The following is a 21,359-nucleotide window of genomic DNA, read 5'->3' on the forward strand; positions in this document are numbered from 1 at the left end:
GTCGTCAACCCTTCGGCTGGCCGGCGCCGCGGCTCAGCGCGGTCCGGACGAGGTCGTCGATGTCCATCGTCTTGATCGACTCGGCCCGGTCGGGCTCGGCGGCGGGCGGTTCCGGCTCGGCCGGGTCGTCGCCGACCAGCTCGGTGCGCAGGAACTTCGCCAGCAGCGCGGCGGTCGGGAAGTCGAACACGAGCGTCGCGGGCAGCCGCTGGCCGGTGGCCTTCGCCAGCCGGTTGCGCAGCTCAAGCGCGGCGAGGGAGTCCAGCCCGAGGTCGAGGAACCCCTTGTCCGGGTCGATCGAGCGCGGGTCGCGACGGCCGAGCACCCCGGCGACGTGGTCCCGCACCAGGTCGAGCACGGTTCGGTCGCGGTCCTGGGTGGACTGTTCGGCCAGCCGCTCGGCCAGCGGGACCTCGACCGCCACCGGCGCCTTCCTGGGTGGCACGCCGGCGATTCCCCGGAGCACGGCCGGCACGCCGTCGGCGCGGGCCCGCAGCGCCGGGACGTCGAGCCGGACCGGGACCACCACCGGTTCGGTGCCGGCGACCGCGCCGTCCAGCAGGGCCAGCCCGGCGGCTGGGGTGAGCGCGCCGATGCCGAACCGGGCGAGCCGGTCGAGGTCGGCGGCGCGGAGGCGGCCGGTCATCGCGCTCGCCGGGGCGTCCTCGGCGTCGGCCCACAGCCCCCACGCCAGCGACACGGCCGGCAGGCCGGCGGCCCGGCGGTGCGCGGCGAGGGTGTCGAGGAAGACGTTCGCCGCCGCGTAGCCGCCCTGCCCGCCGCCGTCGAGGATCCCGGACGCGGAGGAGAACAGCACGAACGCGGCCAGGTCGTGGTCGCGGGTCAGCTCGTGCAGGTGCCAGGCGGCGTCGACCTTCGCGCGCAGCGCGGTGTCGACCCGTTCGGGGGTCAGCGCGGTGACCACGCCGTCGTCGAGCACGCCCGCGGTGTGCACGACCGCGGCGAGCCGGTGCCCGGCGAGCAGCGCGGCGAGCGCGTCCCGGTCGGCGACGTCACAGGCGACCACCGACACGTCGGCGCCCAGCGCGGTCAGGTCCGCGCGCAACGCGTCCGCGCCGGGGGCGGCCGGGCCGCGCCGGCTGGTCAGCAGGAGCCGGCGCACGCCGTGCTCGGTCACCAGGTGGCGGGCGACCAGGGCGCCGAGCGCGCCGGTGCCGCCGGTGACGAGCACCGTGCCGTCGGTGGGCCAGGCGGCCTCGGTGCGCGCGGGGTGGTCGACCAGGCGGGGGACGCGGAGCCGCCCGTCGCGGACGGCCAGCTCGGGCTCGTCCGGGGGCAGCGCGGCCGGCGGTTCGCCGTCGGTGTCGAGGTCGAGCAGGACGAACCGGCCGGGGTTCTCGGCCTGCGCGGCGCGGACGAGTCCCCAGACGGGGGCCTGGGCCGGGTCGTCGAGCGCGCCGGTGGTGGCGAGCACCAGCCGGGCGGCGGCGAACCGGTCGTCGGCGAGCCAGCGCCGGACCACCGCGAGCACGCCGTGCACGCCGGCGCGGACCCGCTCCGGCACGTCCCGACCGGGCACCGCGGGCCAGGGCAGCACGACCGTCTCGGGCACCTCGGTGAGTTCGTCGAGGTCGGCCGGGCCGTCCAGGACGATCCGGGGGCCGGCGACTCCGTTGTCCACTGTGGACCATTCGACGCGGTACAGGGAGCCGCCGAGCCGTTCCGGGGCCACCGCTCGCGGGGTGAGTGAGCCGACGGTGGCGACCGGGCGGCCGGCGCGGTCGGTCAGGGTCAGGGACACGACGCCGCCGGGCGCGAGGGTGCGGGCGCGCACCCGCACGGCGGTCGCGCCCTGGTCGTGCACGGAGACGTCGTGCCACACGAACGGGACCCTGGTCTCACCGACGGCGGTGGGGCCGCCGTCGGCGAGGTAGTCGGCGGCCTGGGACGCGGCGTCGAGCAGGGCGGGGTGCAGGCCGAACGAGCCCGCGTCGGCGCCGTCGGGCAGCACGACCTCGGCGAACACCTCGTCGGCTCGGCGCCACAGTGCCCGGAGTCCCTGGAAGGTGTGGCCGAAGGTGTAGCCGAGTGCGGTGAAGTCCTGGTAGGCGCGGGAGAGGTCGACCTCGGTGGCGCCGGCGGGCGGCCAGCTGTCCGGCGTGGGCTGTTCGGCCGGGGCGGCGGGTGCGACGGCGCCGGCGGCGTTGCGGGTCCAGGTGGTGCTCTGGTCGGGCCGCGAGTAGACGGTCAGTGGGCGGGTGCCGTGCTCGTCCTCGGCGCCGACCACGACCTGGACCGCGACCGCGCCGTCGGCGGGCAGGACCAGCGGGGCGAGTTGGGTCAGCTCGTCGAGGCGGGAGCAGCCGGCCTCGCCACCCGCGCGGATGGCCAGTTCGACGAACGCGGTGCCGGGCAGCAGCGTTTCGCCGTGCACGCGGTGGTCGGCGAGCCAGGGTTGGGTGGCGGTGGACAGGCGGCCGGTGAGGACCACGCCACCGGTGTCGGGGGCGGGCATCGCGGCGCCGAGCAGTGGGTGTGTCACGGCGTCCAGTCCGGCGGCGTGGATGTCGGCGGTGCGGGGTCCGTCGGTGAGCCAGAGCCGTTCACGCTGGAAGGCGTAGGTCGGCAGGTCGACCCGGCAGACCCGGCGACCGGCGAAGAACGCGGCCCAGTCGACGCGGGTGCCGTGGGCGTGCAGTTCGGCGAGCGCGGCGATCAGGGTGGCGGGCTCGGGGTGGCCGGCGCGCTGCGTCGGCACGGCGAGCACGTCGTCGAGGCCGGCCAGGACCAGCCCGGTGAGCACCCGGTCGGGGCCGATCTCCACGAACCGGGTGGCGCCGGTGCGGCGGACGGTGTCGTGGAATCGGACGGGTTCGCGGACCTGCCGGACCCAGTAGTCCGGGTCGGCCACCGACGACACCAGCGGAATCCGGGGCTCGTGGTAGGTCACCGACTCGGCGACGGTGCGGAACTCGTCGAGCATCGGGTCCATCAGCGGCGAGTGGAACGCGTGCGACACCCGCAACCGCGTGTGGCGGCACCCCAATCGCTCCACCACCGCCATGACCTCGGCCTCGACCCCGGAGACCACCACCGACTCCGGCCCGTTCACCGCCGCGACCGCAACCCCGTCGGTCAACAACGGCAACACCTCGGCCTCGGCGGCCGCGACCGCGACCATCGCCCCACCCTCGGGCAGGGCTCCCATCAACCGACCACGCGCCGACACCAGACGGCACGCGTCCGCCAACGAGAACACCCCGGCCACATGAGCGGCCGCGATCTCACCGATCGAGTGCCCGACCACCACGTCCGGACGAACACCCCACGACTCCAACAGCCGGAACAACGCCACCTCGAACACGAACAACCCAGCCTGCGCGTGCTCGGTCCGGCTCAACGTCTCCGGATCATCACCGAGGTAGATCCCCGGCAGCTGAGCGGACACCGCGTCGAACGCCGACGCGAACACCGGGAACGACTCGTACAGCTCACGACCCATACCGACCCGCTGCGCGCCCTGACCGGCGAACACGAACGCCGTGCGGCCACGGAGCAGCCCGTGGACGGGGGTGTTACCCGCGGCGATTGCGGCGAGGCCGCGTTCGGCCTCGGCGCGGTCGCCGGCGAGGACGACCGCGCGGGTGTCGAGGGCGGCGCGGGTGGTGGCGAGCGAGTAGGCGAGGTCGGGCAGGGTGAGGTCCGGGCGGGCGTCCAGGTGGGACAGCAGGCGGGCGGCCTGGGCCCTGGTCGCGGCCTCGGTCGTACCGGACACGACGACCGGGAGCACCGAGGGCGGCGCGAGGTCCCCGGACGGTGTGGCCGGTGCCGGGTCCGCCTCTTCCAGGATGACGTGGGCGTTGGTGCCGCTGAGCCCGAACGACGACACCCCGGCGCGTCGGGGGCGGTCGCCGGTGGGCCAGTCGCGTGGCTCGGTGAGCAGTTCGACGTTCCCGGCCGACCAGTCGACGTGCGAGGACGGCTCGGTCACGTGCAGGGTCTTCGGCAGCATGCCGTTGCGCAGCGCCAGCACCATCTTGATGACCGCGCCGACCCCGGCCGCGGCCTGGGCGTGCCCGAGGTTGGACTTCAGCGAGCCCAGCCACAGCGGGCGCTCGCGGTCCTGGCCGTAGGTCGCGAGCACGGCCTGCGCCTCGATCGGATCGCCCAGGGTGGTGCCGGTGCCGTGTGCCTCGACCGCGTCGACGTCGCGTGTGGACAGTCCGGCGGCGGCGAGCGCGGACCGGATCACCCGCTGCTGGGAGAGACCGTTCGGGGCGGTCAGCCCGTTGGACGCGCCGTCGGAGTTCACCGCGGAGCCGCGGACGACCGCGAGCACCTCGTGCCCGTTGCGGCGCGCGTCGGACAGCCGCTCGACCAGGAGCAGGCCGGCGCCCTCGGCCCAGCCGGTGCCGTCCGCGCCGTCGGAGAACGACTTGCACCGGCCGTCCGGCGCGAGGCCGCGCTGCCGGCTGAAGTCGACGAAGATGTCGGGGGTGGACATGACGGTGACGCCGCCGGCCAGGGCCAGCTCGCACTCGCCGTTGCGCAGCGCGGCGATCGCGAGGTGCAGCGCCACCAGCGACGACGAGCACGCGGTGTCGACGGTCAGCGCCGGGCCCTCCAGACCGAGGGTGTAGGCGACCCGGCCGGACAGGACGCTCGCGGAGCTGCCGTTGGTGAGGTAGGCGGCCACGTCGTCGGGCGGGTTGTGCAGGCGGCTGCCGTAGTCGTCGTACATCACGCCGGCGAACACGCCGGTCCGGCTGCCGCGCAGGGACGACGGGTCGATGCCGGCGCGTTCGGCGGCCTCCCACGCGGTCTCCAGGAGCAGCCGCTGCTGCGGGTCCATCGCCAGCGCCTCACGCGGGCCGATGCCGAAGAACTCCGGGTCGAACTCGGCGGCGTCGTAGAGGAACCCGCCCTCGCGGGTGTAGGTGCGGCCCGGGGTGCCCGGCTCCGGGTGGTAGATGCCGTCGACGTCCCAGCCTCGGTCGGTCGGCAGCTCGGACACCGCGTCCACGCCGTCGGCGAGCAGCGCCCACAGGTCCTCCGGGCTCGCCACGCCACCGGGGAACCGGCAGCTCATGCCGACGATGGCGATCGGCTCGTCGACCGGGGCGGTCACCGCGGGCGCGGCCGGGGCGGGGGTGGCGGCGGTGCCGAGCTTCTCCTTGAGCAGTGCGACGACCGCAGTCGGTGTCGGGTGGTCGAAGACCAGTGTCGCGGGCAGGGTGAGGCCGGTGTCGGCGCCGAGCAGGTTGCGCAGCTCGACGGCGGCCAGCGAGTCGAAGCCGAGGTCGCGGAACGCGCGGCCCTCCTCGACGTCGGCCGGGTCGTCGTAGCCGAGTACGGCGGCGACGTGCGTGCCGACCAGGTCGGGCAACACCCGGTCCAGTTCCGCGGCCGGCAGGTCGGCGAGCCGGGAGCGGGCGGGGGCGGCCGGCGCGCGGCGTGGGGCGGGGCTGGCGAGGTCGCGCAGGAGGGCCGGGACGTCCGTGCGGGTGCGCAGGGCGGCGAGGTCGACCCGCAGCGGCACGACCGAGGGCGTGCCCGAGGCGAGCGCGGCGTCGAACAGCGCGAGGCCTTCGGCGCGGGTGAGGGCGGGGGTGCCGAGCCGGGCCATCCGCCGCCGGTCGGCGTCGGTCGGCTCGCCCATGCCGGTGGTCTCGTCCCAGAGTCCCCAGGCCATCGCCGTGGCGGGCAGGCCGCGGGCGGCCCGGAGCTCGGCGAGCCGGTCGAGGAACACGTTGGCGGCGGCGTAGTCGCCCTGTCCGGCGGCCAGGACGAGCCCGCCGGCCGAGGAGAACAGCACGAACGCGGCCAGGTCGAGGTGCGCGGTCAGCTCGTGCAGGTGCCAGGCGGCGGCCGCCTTGGGCTCGAACGCGGCGGCGACCGCGTCCGGGGTGAGCGTGTCGACCAGGCCGCCGCCCGCGGTGCCGGCCGCGTGCACCACGGCGGTCAGCGGGGTGGGGAGGTCGGCGAGCAGGCTGGCGAGCGCGTCCCGGTCGGCGACGTCGCAGGCCACGGCCCGGACGGTGGCGCCGGCCTCGGTCAGCTCGTCGACCAGGGCGGCGGCGCCGGGGGCGGCCGGGCCGCGGCGGCTGGCGAGCACCAGGTGCCGGACGCCGTGCCGGGTGACCAGGTGCCGGGCGACCAGCGCGCCGAGCCCGCCGGTGCCGCCGGTGACCAGGACGGTGCCGTCCGGGTCGAGCGTCCTGGTGTCCACTTCGGAGGGTGTGGTGCGGACGAGCCTGGGCACCAGCACGACGCCGTCGCGGACGGCGGTCTCCGGCTCCCCGGAGGCGATGGCGGCGGCCAGGCCGGTGTCGTCGTCGTCCAGGTCGACGAGGGCGAACCGGCCGGGGTGTTCCTCCTGGGCGGCGCGCACGAGACCCCAGACGGATGCGTGGACCAGCGCCGGCTCGGGGTGGTGGACGGCGCGCCGGGTGGTCACCACCAGGCGGGTGTCGCGGGACCGTTCGTCGGCGAGCCGGCCGCGGATCGCGGCGAGTACCGCCGTGGTCGCGGCCAGCGCGTCGGCGGGGACGTCGCCGGTCGCGGGGTCGGGCACGGGGAACACCACGGTGTCGGGCACCGGTTCGTCCGACAGGGTGGCGGGAATCCAGTCGACCCGGTACAGGGGGTCGGCGGTGAGCTGCCCGGCCGACACCGGTCGGGACACCAGGGACTCGACGGTCAGCACGGGACGGCCGGTCTCGTCGGCCATGGTCATCGCGGACACCTCGTCGCCGCGCAGGCGGGTGATCCGGACGCGCAGCGTGCCGGCGCCCGGCGCGTGCAGGGCGACGCCCTTCCAGACGAACGGGAGCAGGGTCGGGCCGCCGGCGAGCAGGTCGGCGTGCATGGCGGCGTCGAGCAGGGCCGGGTGCACGCCGAACGGGGCCGCCTGGCCGGCCGGCAGGGTGACCTCGGCGAACACCTCGTCGGCCCGGCGCCACGCGGCGCGCAGGCCCTGGAACGCGGGCCCGTAGTCGTAGCCGCGGTCGGCGAGCAGCGCGTACGCGTCGCCGACGGGGATCTCCTCGGCGCCGGCCGGAGGCCATTCGGTGAGGGCGGCGGCGGGGGTGGCGTCGGTGGTCAGGCTGCCGGTGGCGTGTCTGGTCCAGGCGGCGTCGGCGGGGGCGTGTTCGGGCCGGGAGTACACCGACACCGGGCAGCGTCCGTCGGTGGGGGCGCCGACGACGACCTGCACCGCGACCGGGGTGCGCTCGTCGAGGGTCAGTGGGGCGTGCAGGGTCAGCTCGTCGACGACCGGGTGTCCGACCTGTTCGCCCGCGCGCAGCGCCAGCTCGACGAACGCGGTGCCGGGCAACAGGATCGTGCCGAGCACCACGTGGTCGGCCAACCACGGCTGCGCGTCGACCGAGAGCCGCCCGGTCAGCACGGCACCGTCGTCGGCCAGCGGGAGCGCGGCGCCGAGCACGGGGTGGCCGGTGCGGGCGTGCCCGGCGGCCGGTTCGGCGTCCAGCCAGAACCGGCGACGCTGGAACGGGTAGGTCGGCAGGTCGACACGGCGGGCCGGGCCGAACAACGCGGACCAGTCCACGCCGATCCCCCGCGCGTGCAGGTGGGCGACGGCCGACATCAGCTCACGGGTCTCCGGCCTGCCGCGGCGGGTGGTCGCGACGAACGCGTGGTCCCCGTCGACGCAGCCGGGGCCGAGCGCGGTCAGCGCGGCGTCGGGGCCGAGTTCGAGGAACGTGGTCGAGCCGTCCTCGGCCAGCGTGCGCACGGCGTCGTGGAATCGGACGGGTTCGCGGACCTGCCGGACCCAGTAGTCCGGGTCGGCCACCGACGACACCAGCGGGATTTGGGGCTCGTGGTAGGTCACGGACTCGGCGACGGTGCGGAACTCGTCGAGCATCGGGTCCATCAGCGGCGAGTGGAACGCGTGCGACACCCGCAACCGCGTGTGGCGGCACCCCAATCGCTCCACCACCGCCATGACCTCGGCCTCGACCCCGGAGACCACCACCGACTCCGGCCCGTTCACCGCCGCGACCGCAACCCCGTCGGTCAACAACGGCAACACGTCCGGCGCGAGCCCCCACGACTCCAGGAGCCGGTACAGCGCCACCTCGACCGCGAACAACGCCGGCTGGGCGTGCCCGGTGCGGTCCAGCGGCTCTGGGTCGTCGCCGAACAGCACGTCCCGCAGCGGGCGGTCCAGGTGCACGTCCAGCTCGTCGGCCACCTCGTCGAAGGCCGCCGCGTACGCGGGGAACGCCTGGTACAGCCCTCGGCCCGCGCCGAGCCGCTGGGCGCCCTGCCCGGTGAACAGGAACGCGGTCCGCCCGCCGGTCCTGGCGACCGGGGTGGTGCCGTCGGCGATCGCCCGCAGCCCGCGCTCGGCCTCGGCACGGTCGGCGGCCACCACGACCGCGCGGTGGTCGAGCGACGCCCTGGTCGCGGCCAGCGTGGCCGCCACGTCCACCAGGGACTCCGCGCCGGCCACGACCGGCGCGAGCTGCGCGGCCCGTGCCCGCAACGCGGGCTCGCTCCTGGCGGAGAGCACCACCGGCACCGGACCGGACGGCTCCTGGCCGGGCGTTGGCGACGGCTCGGGGTCGCCCTCCTCGATGATCACGTGCGCGTTGGTGCCGCTCACGCCGAACGACGACACCCCGGCCCGTCTCGGGCGGTCGCCGGCCGGCCACGCGCGGGCCTCGGTCAGCAGCTCCACCGCGCCGGCGGACCAGTCGACCCGGGAGGTGGGGCGGTCGACGTGCAGGGTCCTCGGCAGCAGGTCGTGCCGCATGGCGAGCAGCATCTTGAGCACCCCGGCCGCGCCGGCGGCGGCCTGGGCGTGCCCGAGGTTGGACTTCACCGAGCCGAGCCACAGCGGCTCCGCCCGGTCCCGGCCGTACCCGGCGAGCAGCGCCCGCGCCTCGATCGGGTCGCCGAGCCGGGTTCCGGTGCCGTGCGCCTCCACCGCGTCCACGTCCCGCGCGGTCAGCCCGGCGTCGGCGAGCGCGGCGGCGATCACCCGTTCCTGGGCGGGTCCGCTCGGCGCGGTCAGCCCGTTGGACGCGCCGTCGGAGTTGATGGCGGTGCCGCGCACCACGGCCAGCACCCGGTGCCCGTTGCGGCGCGCGTCGGACAGCCGCTCCAGCACGAAGACGCCGACGCCCTCGGCGAACCCGGTGCCGTCGGCGGCGTCGGCGAACGGCTTGCACCGGCCGTCCGGGGCCAGTCCGCGCTGGCGGCTGAAGGCGGTGAACACCCCGGGACCGCCGAGCACCGCGACGCCGCCGGCCAGCGCCAGCGACGCCTCGCCGGCCCGCAGCGCCCGGCAGGCCAGGTGCAGGGCGACCAGCGAGCCGGAGCAGGCGGTGTCGACGGTCAGGGTCGGGCCCTCCAGGCCCAGGCTGTAGGCGACGCGGCCGGACACGACGCTCGGCGCGTTCCCGGCGAGCAGGTAGCCGTCGAGCCCGGCGGGCGCCTCGTACAGCCGGGGCCCGTACTCCTGCGGCTCGGCGCCGACGAACACGCCGGTCGCGGTGCCGCGCAACGAGGCCGGGTCGATGCCGGCGCGCTCCAGCGCCTCCCACGAGGTCTCCAGCACGAGCCGCTGCTGCGGGTCCATCGCGGACGCCTCACGCGGGCCGATGCCGAAGAAGTCGGCGTCGAACTCCGCCGCGGTGTCCAGGAAGCCGCCGTGCCGCACGTAGCTGGTGCCCGGCCGGTCCGGGTCCGGGTCGTACAGGGACGCCAGGTCCCAGCCCCGGTCGGTCGGGAACTCGTCGAGCACGTGCACGCCGTCGCGCACGACCCGCCACAGGTCGTCCGGAGTGGACACGCCGCCCGGGTACCGGCAGCCGACGCCGACGATCGCGATCGGCTCGTCGGCCGCCGCACGTGCGGCGGGTGCGGGGGCGGCTGGGATGTCGCCGAACCAGGTGGCGAGCAGCAGGCGGGCCACGGCGTCGGGGGTGGGGTGGTCGAAGACCAGGGTGACCGGCAGGTCGAGCCCGGTGTCCCCGGTGAGCCGCGCGTGCAGCTCGACCGCGGCGAGGGAGTCGAACCCCAGCTCCTGGAACGGAACCGTCACGTCCACAGTGGACCGCACGCCGATGACCGAGAGCACCTCGGCGGTGCGGCCGGCCACCAGGTCGAGCACCCGCCGGTGCCGCTCGGCCGCTGGCAACCCGGCGAGCGATGCCGGGAAGCCGCTCGAGGTGCCGGTGGTGTTCATCCGCGCTCCTTCAGCTCAGGTACTCACCAGGTGATCGGCAGGACTTCCGGGCCACGCACGATCACGCCGAACTTCCAGCGGATCCCGTCCGCCACCCCGAGGTCGGGGAACCGGGTCAGCAGGGCGCCGAGCGACTCCTGCAGCTCCAGCCTGGCCAGCTGCGCGCCCATGCAGAGGTGCGGGCCGAACCCGAACGTCACGTGCGGGTTCGTCGCCCGGGTGAGGTCGAGCCGGTCCGGGTCCGCGAACACCTCCGGGTCGCGGTTGGCGGCGGCGAGCGACGGCAGCACCGGCTCCCCCGCCCGCACCAGCACCCCGGACAGCTCGACGTCCTCCAGCGCGTACCTGGCGAACATCGCCGCCGTGTTGATCGGCACGAACCGCAGCAGCTCCTCCACCGCGGACGGCATCAGCTCCGGCCGGGCACGCAGCCGCGCCAGCGACTCCGGGTGCTTCAGCAGCGCGTGCACGAACCCGGGCAGCGCGGAGGACACCGTCTCGGTGCCGGCGGTCAGCAGGCCCGCTCCGGCGAGGTCGATCAGCTCGGTCTCGGTCAGCTTGTCGCCGTCGTCCCGGGAGCGAACCAGCGCGCCGAGCAGGTCGTCGGTCGGCCGCCTGCGGCGCTGCGCGACCAGCTCGGCGATGTAGGCGTCCATCTCCGGGCCGAGCGTGGCGACCACGTCGCCCATCGCGGACTCGTCGTTGGTGAACGCCTCGGTCCACCTGGTGAACTTCGGGTAGTCCTCGACCGGGACGCCGAGCAGCCCGCAGATGACGGTCACCGGCAGCGGGCGGGCGAAGTGCTCGACCAGGTCGACCGGCTGGCCGAGGGCGACCATGCCGTCGATCAGCTCGGTGGCCAGATCCCGCACCTGGGCCCGCATCTTCTCCACCCGGCGCGCGGTGAACGCCTTCATCGCGAGCTTGCGCAGCCGGGTGTGGTCGGGCGGGTCCATGCCCATGATGCCGTCGTTCATGTTCTCCACCCGCAGCCGCGGCTGGTCCAGCCCCTGTGCGACCGCGCGGCTGAACCGCTTGTCGGACAACACGGTTCGCACGTCCTGGTGCCGGGTCACCAGCCACGCCGGCTCGCCGTGCGGGAGCTGGACGCGGCTCACCGGCTCGGTGCGGCGCAGCGTCGCGTACATCGGGGCCACCTCGGCCTCGACGGTGTCGAACGGGTACCGGCGGACTTCGCGGTCGACGGTGGTCATCGGAGCTCCAGAATCGGTTCGGGTGCGCTCTCCTCGAAGCTGTCGAACTTCCGCCGCACGTAGCCGAGCGCGTCCATCAGGCCGGCGGAGGTCACCTGCCGGGACCGGCGGCGTGGAACCAGGTGGCCGATCGGCATCAGGCCCGGGTCGGCCCAGCGCAGCGTGCCGTCGCGGTCCAGGTAGCTGCGGGTGCGGCCCAGGTTGTCCGGGTGCCGGCAGTACGGGACGTCGAGGTAGCCGCGCTTGACGCTGTGCAGCAGCGCCCGCCCGAGGTCCTGGTCGACGTCGCGGACCGCGTCCACGATCGCGCGGGCCTGCTGGTAGGTCTCGGAGTCCGCGCCCGGGTCGGCCAGCGGCTCCGCCGGCCGGATCTGCCGGGTCGCCGCGTGGGTGAGCGCGTCGACGTTCTCCGCGATCGTGGGGATCCGCTCGGACTCGGCGACGGTCTTAACGATCAGCCGCTCCGCGCCGGTCGCCCTGGCCAGCTCCGCGGCGGCGGTGAGCAGCCGGCGCGCCCCGCGCGGGGTCACCGGGTACAGGCCCATGTAGGCGTAGACGACGACGTGCCAGTCCGTGTCGGGCAGCAGCTCGGCGCACAGCCGGCGCAGCGCGAACACGGCCTCCTGGTCCTGCACCGGGTTCGCCTGCTGGGCGTAGCTGACCGCGATGCCGCGCACCCCGCGCGACCGGAAGAACAGCGCCTCCAGCACGCTCAGCGCGACCAGCAGGCCGGGCGGGCACAGCTGCCCCATCATGCAGCCGCCGAAGGTCTCCAGGTTCGGCTCGACCGGCAGGTGCTCCCGCAGGTGGGCGAACAGCTCGCAGCAGCGGGACCACTCGCGTACCGACTCCTCGAGCGGCACCCGGCCGTAGGGCAGGCAGTAGGACACCGGGCCGCCCTCGGTCGCGTCCAGCCCGGCGGCGACGAGCGCGGCGAAGATGTGGCTCGGAGTGGCCGAGCCGTGCCGCACCTGCACCGGGAAGCCGGCGTCCCGGACGCCGGCGAGCATCGCGCGGGTGGTGCCGAGCGGGTGGCTGGCGATCGGGTAGCCGTTCAGGTCGGACCCGGCGGCGAGGGCGCGCTCCACCGCGGCCAGATCGCCGATCCTGGTGTAGCTGTCGAGGGTGAGCGTGCCGACGGTGGTGGCCGGCGCGGTCTTCGTGGCGACCAGCCCGGCCCGCATCCGTTCCGGTAGGCCGAAGCCCATCCTCGGCTGCACGACGAGTTCGCCCGCGTCGTGCGCGCGCCGGACGAAGTCGTGCAGGCCGATCCGGTCGGTGAGGATCGCGGTCATCGGGCCGCCCTCACCGGCAGTGCTCGCAGGAAACCGCGGAAGGACGCGACCGCGTCGGCGTGCTCCTCGAACACCGCGTCGCAGCCCGCGGCGACCAGTTCGTCGCGCTGTCCGGCGGTCAGGCCGCCCGCGACGCCGAGCTTGCCGCCGATCGCGACCGGCAGCGCGGCGAGCGGGGTGTGCTCGCGCAGCCGGCGGACGACCCGGGCGCCGTCGGCGTAGCCGTGCCCGTTGACGCTGCTCAGCACGAGCACGTCCGGGACGTGGTCGAGGCACTCGGCGACCAGCAGGTCGTCCGGCACGCATGGCCCGAGGTTGGTGACCAGGAAGCCCAGCTCGTCGAGCAACAGCTCCAGGAACACGAGGTTCCAGGTGTGCGCGTCCGAGGACAGCCCACTCACAATGGCTGTGGGCCGCCGCGATGACGGCACCGGCGCCGGGTTCAGCCGAGCCAGCTCACTCACGCGGGCTCCCCGTAGGAGCGGTGGTACTCCAACCGCGACACCGACACCACCTCGGTGCCGCGCACCACGACCTCGGCGGGCGCGGGGCGGCCGAGGAAGGCCAGCAGGCTCGCGGTCGGGCCGTAGGCACCCGCGTTGGGGATCTCCAGCACGTCGCCGGTGCGCAGTGCGGGTACCTCGACCTCCCGGCCGAGCACGTCACCCGGAGTGCACAGTGGACCGACGAGGCTCGCCGTTTCGGTCGGTGTCTCGCCGTCCAGGCGGACCGCGGCCGGCAGCAGCCGACCCAGTCCGGACATGCCGCCGAAGGTGTTGATGCCGCCGTCGAGGATGACGAACCGCCTGCCCCGGCTCTCCTTGACGTTCACCACGCCGCACAGCAGAGTGCCGCTGTCGCCGACCAGGTAGCGGCCCGACTCGCAGGCGATCCTCGGGCCGCCCTGGCGCCACCCGGAGAAGTAGGTGTCCAGCTCGTTCTCCAGCTCCACCCGCAGCTTCTCGTACTCGGCGCGGCTGCCGGGAACCGCGTACGGCGCGGAGAAGCCGCCGCCGATGTCGAGCAGCCGCAGCGGCAGGCCGAGCTCCTCGTGCAGCTGGGCGGCGAGCGAGATCGTGTGCTGGAACTCGGCGGTCAGGCTCGCCTCGTCCTTCGCGTTGCTCAGCGGGAAGAAGTGCGCGCCGGCGATCCTGGTGCCGGGCACCGACGACAGCTCGCCGAGCAGTGCCGGCAGCGTCTCGCTGTCGATGCCGAACTGGGACGGCGCGCCGGTCATCCGAATGCTCGTGGTGGCCCGCGCCGACGCGCTGTTGATCCGCAGCACACCGTCGGCGACCACTCCGTGCCGGCTCGCCACCGCGCCGATGCGCCGCAGGTCGCCGAGCGACTCGACGGAGAACGTGCGCACACCGCGCTCGATCGCCTCGTGCAGCTCGCCGGTCGTCTTGCCGGGTCCGGTGTAGAGGCAGCCCGCCGGGTCGAAGCCGGCGGCGAGCGCGGCGGCCAGCTCGCCGGTGGAGCTGATCTCGGCGCGCACCCGGCCGTCGCCGCGGACCGCGCGGGCCACCTCGGGGTGCGGGTTCGCCTTCACGGCGTAGAACAGGTCGACCTCGTCGGGCAGCGTCGCCAGCAGGTCCCGGCGAGCCGCCGCCACGCGGTCGAGGTCGTAGACGTAGAGCGGGGTGCCGTAGCGCTCGGCCAGCTCGGTGTACCACGTCATGAGATGACCCCGTCCAACATAGTGGCCAGCTTCCTTCTCTCGTTCTTGCCGTGCGGGCTGAGCGGCAGCTCGTCGAGCACCCGGCAGACGGCCGGCACCTTCGCCGGTTCCAGGCGACGGGCCAGCTCACGCAGGACACGGCGCGGCGCCAGCTCGGTGACCACGCACAGGGTCAGGTCCCTGGTGTCGGTCGGCGGCAGCGCGGCGGCGGCGTGCACGCCGGGCACGTCCAGCGCGGCCGCCTCGATCTCGACCGTGCTCATCCGGATGCCCTTGCGCTTGAACATCTCGTCGCGGCGGCCGGCGAAGTACAGGTAGCCGTCCTCGTCGAGGTGGCCGTAGTCGCCGGTGTGCAGGCGGGGCGCGCCGGTGCGCTCGTCGCGGCGGAAGGTCCGGGCGGTCTGCTCGGGCGCGCGCCAGTAGCCGGGCATCACGTGCGGGCCGGTGACCACGATCTCGCCGGTCTCCCCCGGCGGCAGCGGAACACCGTCCTGGTCGAGGATCGCGACCTCGGTACCCGGCAGCGGCAGGCCGACCGACCCGGGCCGCTCGGTGTCCTGGTCCGGCGGCATCACCGAGATCCGCTTGCACTCGGTCTGCCCGAACTGCCGCACCACGCGCACGCCGGGGAACGCCGCCCGGAGCGCGTCGATCGTCACCTGCGGCAGCGCGGCGCCGGTGTTGGTGAACATCCGCACCGGCGGCACCGGCGCGTCGTCCCGGCCGGCCAGGGTGACGATCATGGACGCGAGCGACGGCACGACCGGCACCACGGTGGCACCGGTCTCGCGCATCCGGCGCAGCAGCGACAGGTCCGACTCCTCGCCGGCGAGCACCACCTCGGCGCGGGCGGCGCAGGCGAGCAGCACCTTGTGCAGGCCGTAGTCCCAGGACATCGGGAAGCGGCAGAACACGACGTCGTCGGCGCGGTAGCCGAGCGCGGTACGCAGCGCGCGGACGGCGAACACGGTCTGCGCGTGCGGGGTCATCACGGCCTTCGGCGCGGCCGTGCTGCCGGAGGTGTAGATCAGCGCGGCCAGGTCGGTCGGCACCGGGCGGGCCGGGCTGGCCGCCCGCAACCCGGTGAGCGACGCGGTCTCGCGCCACACCTTTCCCGCCTCGTGCACCGGGAGCAGGGTGGCCTCGCGCATCCGCTCCACGCCGGAGTCGTCGACGACCACCAGCCGCGGGTCGGCGTTCTCGAGCACCGACCGCAGGTGGAAGGTCTTCATCGCCGGGTTCAGCGGCACGAACACCGCGCCGCGGCGGGAGACCCCGTGGAACATGGCCACCAGCTCGCGGGTGGTGCGGGCCTGGACGAGCACCCGGTCGCCCGGCCGCACGCCCCGTTCGGCGAGCCACCGGTCGACCGCGTGGCTGTGGTCGGCCAGCTCGGTATAGGTCCACGCGCCCGCCCCGTCCCGCACCGCGACCCGGTCGCCGGAATCGGCGGCGGCGTCGTCCAGCAGGGAATGCACGATCGCTGGCGAATGGTTTCCGGAAATGACGTCCACGACCGGCCTCCCGTCTTTCGGGCACATATTCCGAGCGCTTTGTCGAAACCGTAACCGCGGGCCGCGCGGGAGTGCACCCCAACCGGCCCCTATTTCACCCGGCCACCACCTCGGCGGCGAGCGCGCGCAGGGCGGGCCGGTCCACCTTGCGGTTTCCGTTGAGCGGCAGGTCGGCCAGGTGCCGGTAGTGCCGGGGCACCAGGCGCAGCGGCAGCACGTCGCGCAGCGCGCGGGAGAACGCCACCGGGGCCCGGCGCTCGCCGGTGTAGAACACCACCAGCTCGGTCTCGCCGCCGGCCGTGGTGTCCAGGGTGACCGCGTCGTCGACCCCGGGGCAGCCGCGCAGCGCGTGGTCGATCTCGGCCAGCTCAACGCGCCAGCCGTGCACCTGGACCTGGGAGTCCAGCCGGCCGAGGTAGAGCAGCTCACCCGACTCGGCGGGGCGTACCCGGTCGCCGGTGCGGTACCAGACCCGGCCGTCCCGTTCGACGAACCGGCCCGTGCCGTCGGCCGGGTCCAGGTAGCCCGGGGTGAGCTGCGGGCCGCTCACCCACAGCTCGCCCTCGGCCCCCGCCTGCTCGCCGTCTGGGCCGACGATCAGCTGCTCGTGGCCGTCGTGCAGGGCGCCGATCGGGACCACGCCGTTCGCGGCGAGCCGGGTCGACTCCGGCGTGAACCGGTGCCGGGAGACGGTGATCGTCAGCTCGGTCGGCCCGTACAGGTTCTCCACGGACGAGCCGGGGGCGGCGGCCTGCCAGTCCTCGGCGTCCTGGCAGCGCAGGGCCTCCCCGGCGAAGAAGCTCCAGCGCAGCGACGGCAGGGCGCCCGGCGTGAGCCCGCCGAGCCTGCGGACCAGCGAGACGCTGCTCGGCGTGGAGAACCACACCGACACCCGGTGCTCGGCGAGGAACGCGGGCAGCTCCCGGTAGGCCCCGCCGGGGACGCGCAGCAGCCGCGCGCCCGCGCCCCAGGCGCAGAACAGGTCGAACATGGCGCAGTCGAAGTTGAGGTCGAACGTCTGGGAGAAGACGTCGTCCGGACCGAAGTCGTAGCGCTCGTCGAGCAGGCGGAAGTAGTGCGCCAGGCTGCCGTGGGTGATCGGCACGCCCTTGGGCCGGCCGGTCGAGCCGGAGGTGAACAGCACGTACGCGGCGTCCTCGGCTGCCACCGGCCTTGGCTCGGTCAGCACCGGCTCGGCCGGGACCGGCAGCGACCCGGGGCGGTCCGGGGCCAGTACCGGCAGGTCGGGGAGGTCGGGCAGCGCGGCGTGTCCCCGGTCGTCGACGACGAGCGCGGCGACGCCGGCCGCGTCGAGCATGCTCCTGGTCCGCGCGGCCGGGAAGTCGGGGCGCAGCGGGACGACGGTGGCGCCGGCGTAGAGCGCGGCGAGCACGCCGACGTACGCGGTGACGCTCTCGCCGGCGAGCACGCCGACCGGGCCGGGGCGGGTGCCATGGCCGGTGAGCGCGGACGCCCAGCGCAGGGCGGTCCGGTGCGCCTCGGCGTAGCTGATCGCGGCCGTACCGACACGCACCGCCTCGTTCTCCGGTGCCCGGCGCAGGCCGAGGAGAAATCGTTCGGACAGGCTCACGGTTGTTGTCTCGTTCATTTTTCCTCGCTCCGAAGAATGCTATGCTTTCCCCGTTCTTGCCGGGTAAGACAAACAGGAGCCGATACCATGTGGGACGACCAGTTCGAGGCTTTACTCCGCCAGTACCTGCCATTCATCGAGGCCGACGAGAAACTCGCCTCGGACAGCCCGCTGCGTGATTTCGGGCTCGACTCGCTCGGCACCGTCGAGCTGCTCGCGGCGCTGGAGTCCACGTACGACGTCCGGTTCACCGACGACGCGCTGGCGCTGGAGTCGTTCGAGACGCCGGCGGTGCTGTGGTCCACGCTGGCCTCCGTGCGGACCGCCCAGCACGTGTAGGACATCAGGGCGGCCACGCTCAGCCCAGCTGGGCGTGGCGCCTCGGCCGCATCGCCGACCTCGGGTTCACCGCGACCACCTCGACGTGCCGCGTGGTCGCCGGCACCCGGCCGAACAACCGGTCCGGCCCGCACACGTACACCGTCCCCACCCCGCGTTCGACCAGCGAGGCCACCACGTCCGGCCAGCGCAACGGGCGCACGACGCTGTCCAGCAGCATGGTGGCCACCCCGGCTCCGGTGGTCACCAGCGAACCGTCCTGGTCGGCGACGACCGGCACCCTCGGGTCGGCGAACGCCAGCCCGTCCAGCACCTCGGCGGCGATCCGGTCGCGCAACGGCCCGAACGCCGCCGAGTGCATGGGCGGGCGCATCGTGTAGAGCGACATCCCGCCGGCGGCACGCAGCCGGGTGGTCAGCCGGTCGAGGGAGCCCTCGCGCAGCGACACCATGTAGAAGTCGTCGTCGACGTAGCAGGAGATGTCGTACCACTCGCCGCGCGCGTCCAGCTCGGCCAGCAGCTCGCGCAGCACCGGCTCGGGGGTCCGCACGAACGAGTGGGTCACCACGTCCTGGTGCTCGGTGGCGAAGTACTCCTCCAGGCAGCGGGCGAGCCGCGCGGTCAGCCGGATCGTGTCCGGCACCGGCAGCGCGCCGACGTGCCCGACCAGCGGCTTCTCGCCGAAGCTCGGGCCGACGCAGAAGTCCGGGGTCACGCCGTACTCGTCCTCGGCCCACCGGGCGAGCGCGAGGCAGTTGACGAGGAACGCGACCTGCGCGGCCTCGGAGTAGTCACCGCCAGCGCGGAACCGGTCGAGCAGCGAGTACCCGAGCACGTCGTCAGCGACCGAGGTCAGCTCCCTGGCGTGGGCGTTGGTGAGCATGAAGCGGCCGACGTCGGCGAAGGCGGTCGGCCCCATGCCGGGGAAGACGACCGCGGTTCCGGTCCGCTCGTTCATCGTTGGTCCCTTTCGGACTCCAGCTCGGTGAGGAACCCGGTCAGCACCTCGGTGAACCGCTCCGGTTCCTCGAGGTGCGGCAGGTGGCTGGAGTGCTCCAGGACCTCCCACCGGGCACCGGGAACGAGGTCGAGGTAGGGCCGCAGCGTGGCCGGTGTGGCCTCGTCGTGCCGCCCGGACAGCACGAGCGTCGGTGCGGCGATGTCGGGCAGGCAGTCGACCACGGACCAGTCGCGCAGGGTGCCGGTCACGTGGAACTCGCTCGGCCCGTTCATGGTGAAGTAGACGGTCGGGTCGTTCGCGATCTCCATGAACGACGCCAGGTAGTCCCTCGGCCAGGGCTGCACGCGGCACACGTGCCGGTCGTAGAACACCCGCATCGCCGCGAAGTACTCGTCGCTGTCGGTGGTGCCGGCCGCTTCGTGCCGCAGCAGCGTCTCGTTGGTCCCGGGCGGCAGGTCGGCCCGCAGCCTGGCGGCCTCGGCCAGCCAGAGCGGGTAGGACGCCGGTGCGTTCGCGATCACCAGCCCGCGCAGTCCCGGCGGGCGGTTCGCCGCGTGCCTGGCGACCAGCGGGCCGCCCCAGGAGTGGCCGAACAACACGTAGTCGTCGGCGACCCCGAGCCGGTCGAGCAGGTTGGCCAGCTCGTCGAGGAACAGCTCCGGGGTCCAGAAGTCGGCGCCCCGGTCGGGCAGGTGGGTGGAGCCGCCGTTGCCGAGCTGGTCGTAGTGCACCACCGGCCAGCCGTGCTCGGCGAGCCCGGCGAGGCTCAGCAGGTAGTCGTGGGTACTGCCCGGTCCGCCGTGCACGACGACGACCGCGGGCCGGCCATCGTGCGGGCGGCCGGTCACCCGGTACCAGGTCTGGAAACCGCGGAACGGCACCAGACCCTTGTCGTCCGGGGGCAACGACATGATCTCACCTGACTTTCCGACGACGACCGGTTTCGACGGTGGCAGCGGGGAAACCGCGCGACAACCCCAGTTCCGTGCGGGCGGGGTCGGTAGGGGCGGCCACGGGTTGCCGCCGGCACCCGCCGCTCGGCACGGTGGCGGCACGTCTGTCCTCGAGTTCGGAGCCGCCATGACCTCCCCTGTCAGTCCCTGGGTGCGCCGGTTCGTGCCCGCCCCGGACGCGCCCGCCCGGCTGGTCTGCTTCCCGCACGCCGGCGGGTCGGCGACCTACTACCTGCCGGTGGCCCGCGGCCTCGCGCCGTCGGTCGACGTGCTGGCGATCCAGTACCCGGGCCGGCAGGACCGCCGGCACGAACCCAACATCGACGACATCGAGCGGCTGGCCGACCTGGTGGTCGCGGAGCTGGCGCCGTGGTGCGACCGGCCGGTCGGGTTGTTCGGGCACAGCATGGGCGCGCTGGTGGCCTACGAGGTCGCCCGGCGGCTGGACACCGCGCCCTCGGTCCTGTTCGCCTCCGGCCGGCGCGCTCCGTCGCGGCACCGGGACACCGACGTGCACCGGCTGGACGACGACCGGCTGCGGGCCGAGCTGGCGCGGCTGTCCGGCACCGGCGCCGGCCTGCTCGACGACGAGGACATGCTGGCGATGATCCTGCCGGCCACCCGCGCCGACTACCGGGCCGTCGAGTCCTACCGGTACCGCCCCGGTCCACCGCTGACCTGCCCGGTGCTCGCGATGGTCGGCGACGCGGACACCGAGGCGACCGTGGACGAGGTCGCCGACTGGCGCGCCCACACCAGCGGCGAGTTCGAGCTGAGGGTCTTCGACGGCGGCCACTTCTACCTCACCGACCACGCCGGCACCGTGCTGGGCATGGTGGCCGACCGGCTGCCCGCGGCGGTGCGATGAAGGACGCCGTCGTCGTACTCGACGCGACGACGGCGTCCTTCATCGCACTCAGTCCCGCACGCCGACGAACAGGCCGCGGGCGGTGGGGCCCTCCTCCAGGTAGGTCGGGGCCCACCCGGCGCGGCGGAACGCCTGCTCGTACTCGTCACGGGTGAACAGGGTGATCAGCGTGGACTCCGCCAGGTGCCGGACGCCCGCGTGGTTGGCGGCCACCAGGTAGTGCACGTCCATCCGGGTGGCGTTGCCCTCCAGCGACGCGTGCGACACCCGGGCGATCGTCCGCCCCGGTGCCCGGATCACGTCGCCGGCCACGTAGCCGGGGAGGAACGTCTCCGGGAACCACCACGGGTCGACCACGAGCACGCCGCCGGGGACCGTGTGCCTGGCGAACCGCCGCAGCGCGGTCTCCAGGTCCTCGGTCGTGCGCATGTGCCCGATCGAGCTGAACAGGCAGGTGACGGCGTCGAACTCGCGGCCGAGGTCGAAGTCGCTCATGTCGCCGAGGTGCAGCGGCACGTCCGGCAGCCGCTCCTTCGCGGCCAGCAGCATGTCCTCGGACAGGTCCAGTCCCGCGACGTCGGGGAACGTGCCGGACAGGTGTTGCAGGTGCTCGCCGGTGCCGCACGCGACGTCCAGCAGCGACGTCGCGTCCGGCTTCTCGGCGAGGATGAGCCGCGCCACCTGGGCGGACTCGGTCGCGTAGTCCTTGCCCCGCCCCTGGTGGATCAGGTCGTAGAGCTCCGCGTCCTCGGACTCATACATC

General features: G+C 74.4%; 11 protein-coding genes and 1 pseudogene. 2 read left to right on the top strand and 10 right to left on the bottom strand.

The annotated features are described in order from the left end of the window. Positions 1 to 4 precede the first annotated feature (4 nt). From JT362_RS35430 to JT362_RS18700, 7 genes and pseudogenes are all read right to left on the bottom strand, one after another. Positions 5 to 10,162 (bottom strand): annotated as a pseudogene (locus tag JT362_RS35430) (SDR family NAD(P)-dependent oxidoreductase); the annotation flags it as partial. Positions 10,163 to 10,203: 41 nt separating this feature from the next. Next, a complete protein-coding gene (locus JT362_RS18675; protein ID WP_260192586.1) occupies positions 10,204 to 11,394 on the bottom strand; it encodes a cytochrome P450 in 1,191 nt (396 codons plus the stop codon). Continuing rightward, positions 11,391 to 12,689: a methylaspartate mutase gene (locus tag JT362_RS18680; protein WP_260192587.1), complete on the bottom strand. Its 1,299-nt coding sequence runs from the start codon at positions 12,687 to 12,689 to the stop codon at positions 11,391 to 11,393. The genes JT362_RS18675 and JT362_RS18680 overlap by 4 nt, the downstream gene beginning before the upstream one ends. Next, entirely contained in the window at positions 12,686 to 13,153 is a 468-nt protein-coding gene (locus JT362_RS18685; RefSeq protein WP_260192588.1) for a cobalamin B12-binding domain-containing protein, read from the bottom strand. The genes JT362_RS18680 and JT362_RS18685 overlap by 4 nt, the downstream gene beginning before the upstream one ends. After that, positions 13,150 to 14,370, bottom strand: coding sequence for a type III PLP-dependent enzyme domain-containing protein (locus JT362_RS18690; RefSeq protein WP_260192589.1), 1,221 nt, complete (start codon positions 14,368 to 14,370; stop codon positions 13,150 to 13,152). The genes JT362_RS18685 and JT362_RS18690 overlap by 4 nt, the downstream gene beginning before the upstream one ends. Continuing rightward, positions 14,367 to 15,848, bottom strand: coding sequence for an AMP-binding protein (locus tag JT362_RS18695; protein WP_260192590.1), 1,482 nt, complete (start codon positions 15,846 to 15,848; stop codon positions 14,367 to 14,369). Before JT362_RS18695 ends, JT362_RS18690 begins: the two co-directional genes overlap by 4 nt. 130 nt (positions 15,849 to 15,978) lie before the next feature. Further along, positions 15,979 to 17,493 (bottom strand): AMP-binding protein, encoded by a 1,515-nt coding sequence (locus JT362_RS18700; protein WP_260192591.1) that lies wholly within the window; start codon positions 17,491 to 17,493, stop codon positions 15,979 to 15,981. Between the two features lie 69 nt (positions 17,494 to 17,562). Between JT362_RS18700 and JT362_RS18705 the strand changes: the two genes are divergently transcribed. Then, the gene (locus JT362_RS18705) at positions 17,563 to 17,814 is read left to right on the top strand and encodes a phosphopantetheine-binding protein (protein WP_260192592.1); all 252 of its coding nucleotides are present in this window, start codon (positions 17,563 to 17,565) and stop codon (positions 17,812 to 17,814) included. Positions 17,815 to 17,833: 19 nt separating this feature from the next. Here JT362_RS18705 and JT362_RS18710 read toward each other — a convergent pair whose 3' ends face one another. Next, positions 17,834 to 18,772 (bottom strand): ACP S-malonyltransferase, encoded by a 939-nt coding sequence (locus JT362_RS18710; RefSeq protein ID WP_260192594.1) that lies wholly within the window; start codon positions 18,770 to 18,772, stop codon positions 17,834 to 17,836. Beyond that, complete coding sequence (locus JT362_RS18715; RefSeq protein ID WP_260192595.1) at positions 18,769 to 19,686, bottom strand: proline iminopeptidase-family hydrolase; 918 nt, start codon at positions 19,684 to 19,686, stop codon at positions 18,769 to 18,771. Before JT362_RS18715 ends, JT362_RS18710 begins: the two co-directional genes overlap by 4 nt. A 169-nt stretch (positions 19,687 to 19,855) precedes the next feature. Here JT362_RS18715 and JT362_RS18720 point away from each other — a divergent pair, with 169 nt between their 5' ends. Next, positions 19,856 to 20,596: a thioesterase II family protein gene (locus tag JT362_RS18720; protein WP_260192596.1), complete on the top strand. Its 741-nt coding sequence runs from the start codon at positions 19,856 to 19,858 to the stop codon at positions 20,594 to 20,596. A gap of 48 nt (positions 20,597 to 20,644) precedes the next feature. On the opposite strand, the gene JT362_RS18725 is transcribed toward JT362_RS18720, so the two are convergent. Further along, positions 20,645 to 21,358: a class I SAM-dependent methyltransferase gene (locus tag JT362_RS18725; RefSeq protein ID WP_260192597.1), complete on the bottom strand. Its 714-nt coding sequence runs from the start codon at positions 21,356 to 21,358 to the stop codon at positions 20,645 to 20,647. Between the last annotated feature and the right edge of the window lies 1 nt (position 21,359).

Source organism: Actinophytocola gossypii, from assembly GCF_025165815.1.
Classification (GTDB): domain Bacteria; phylum Actinomycetota; class Actinomycetes; order Mycobacteriales; family Pseudonocardiaceae; genus Actinophytocola; species Actinophytocola gossypii.

Bases quoted from the DNA above. Each gene is read 5' to 3' on its own strand.
- JT362_RS18700 (WP_260192591.1), bottom strand. From the start codon at position 17,493: ATGAACGAGACAACAACCGTGAGCCTGTCCGAACGATTTCTCCTCGGC.
- JT362_RS18675 (WP_260192586.1), bottom strand. From the start codon at position 11,394: ATGACCACCGTCGACCGCGAAGTCCGCCGGTACCCGTTCGACACCGTC.
- JT362_RS18725 (WP_260192597.1), bottom strand. From the start codon at position 21,358: ATGTATGAGTCCGAGGACGCGGAGCTCTACGACCTGATCCACCAGGGG.
- JT362_RS18680 (WP_260192587.1), bottom strand. From the start codon at position 12,689: ATGACCGCGATCCTCACCGACCGGATCGGCCTGCACGACTTCGTCCGG.
- JT362_RS18705 (WP_260192592.1), top strand. From the start codon at position 17,563: ATGTGGGACGACCAGTTCGAGGCTTTACTCCGCCAGTACCTGCCATTC.
- JT362_RS18690 (WP_260192589.1), bottom strand. From the start codon at position 14,370: ATGACGTGGTACACCGAGCTGGCCGAGCGCTACGGCACCCCGCTCTAC.
- JT362_RS18710 (WP_260192594.1), bottom strand. From the start codon at position 18,772: ATGAACGAGCGGACCGGAACCGCGGTCGTCTTCCCCGGCATGGGGCCG.
- JT362_RS18720 (WP_260192596.1), top strand. From the start codon at position 19,856: ATGACCTCCCCTGTCAGTCCCTGGGTGCGCCGGTTCGTGCCCGCCCCG.
- JT362_RS18715 (WP_260192595.1), bottom strand. From the start codon at position 19,686: ATGTCGTTGCCCCCGGACGACAAGGGTCTGGTGCCGTTCCGCGGTTTC.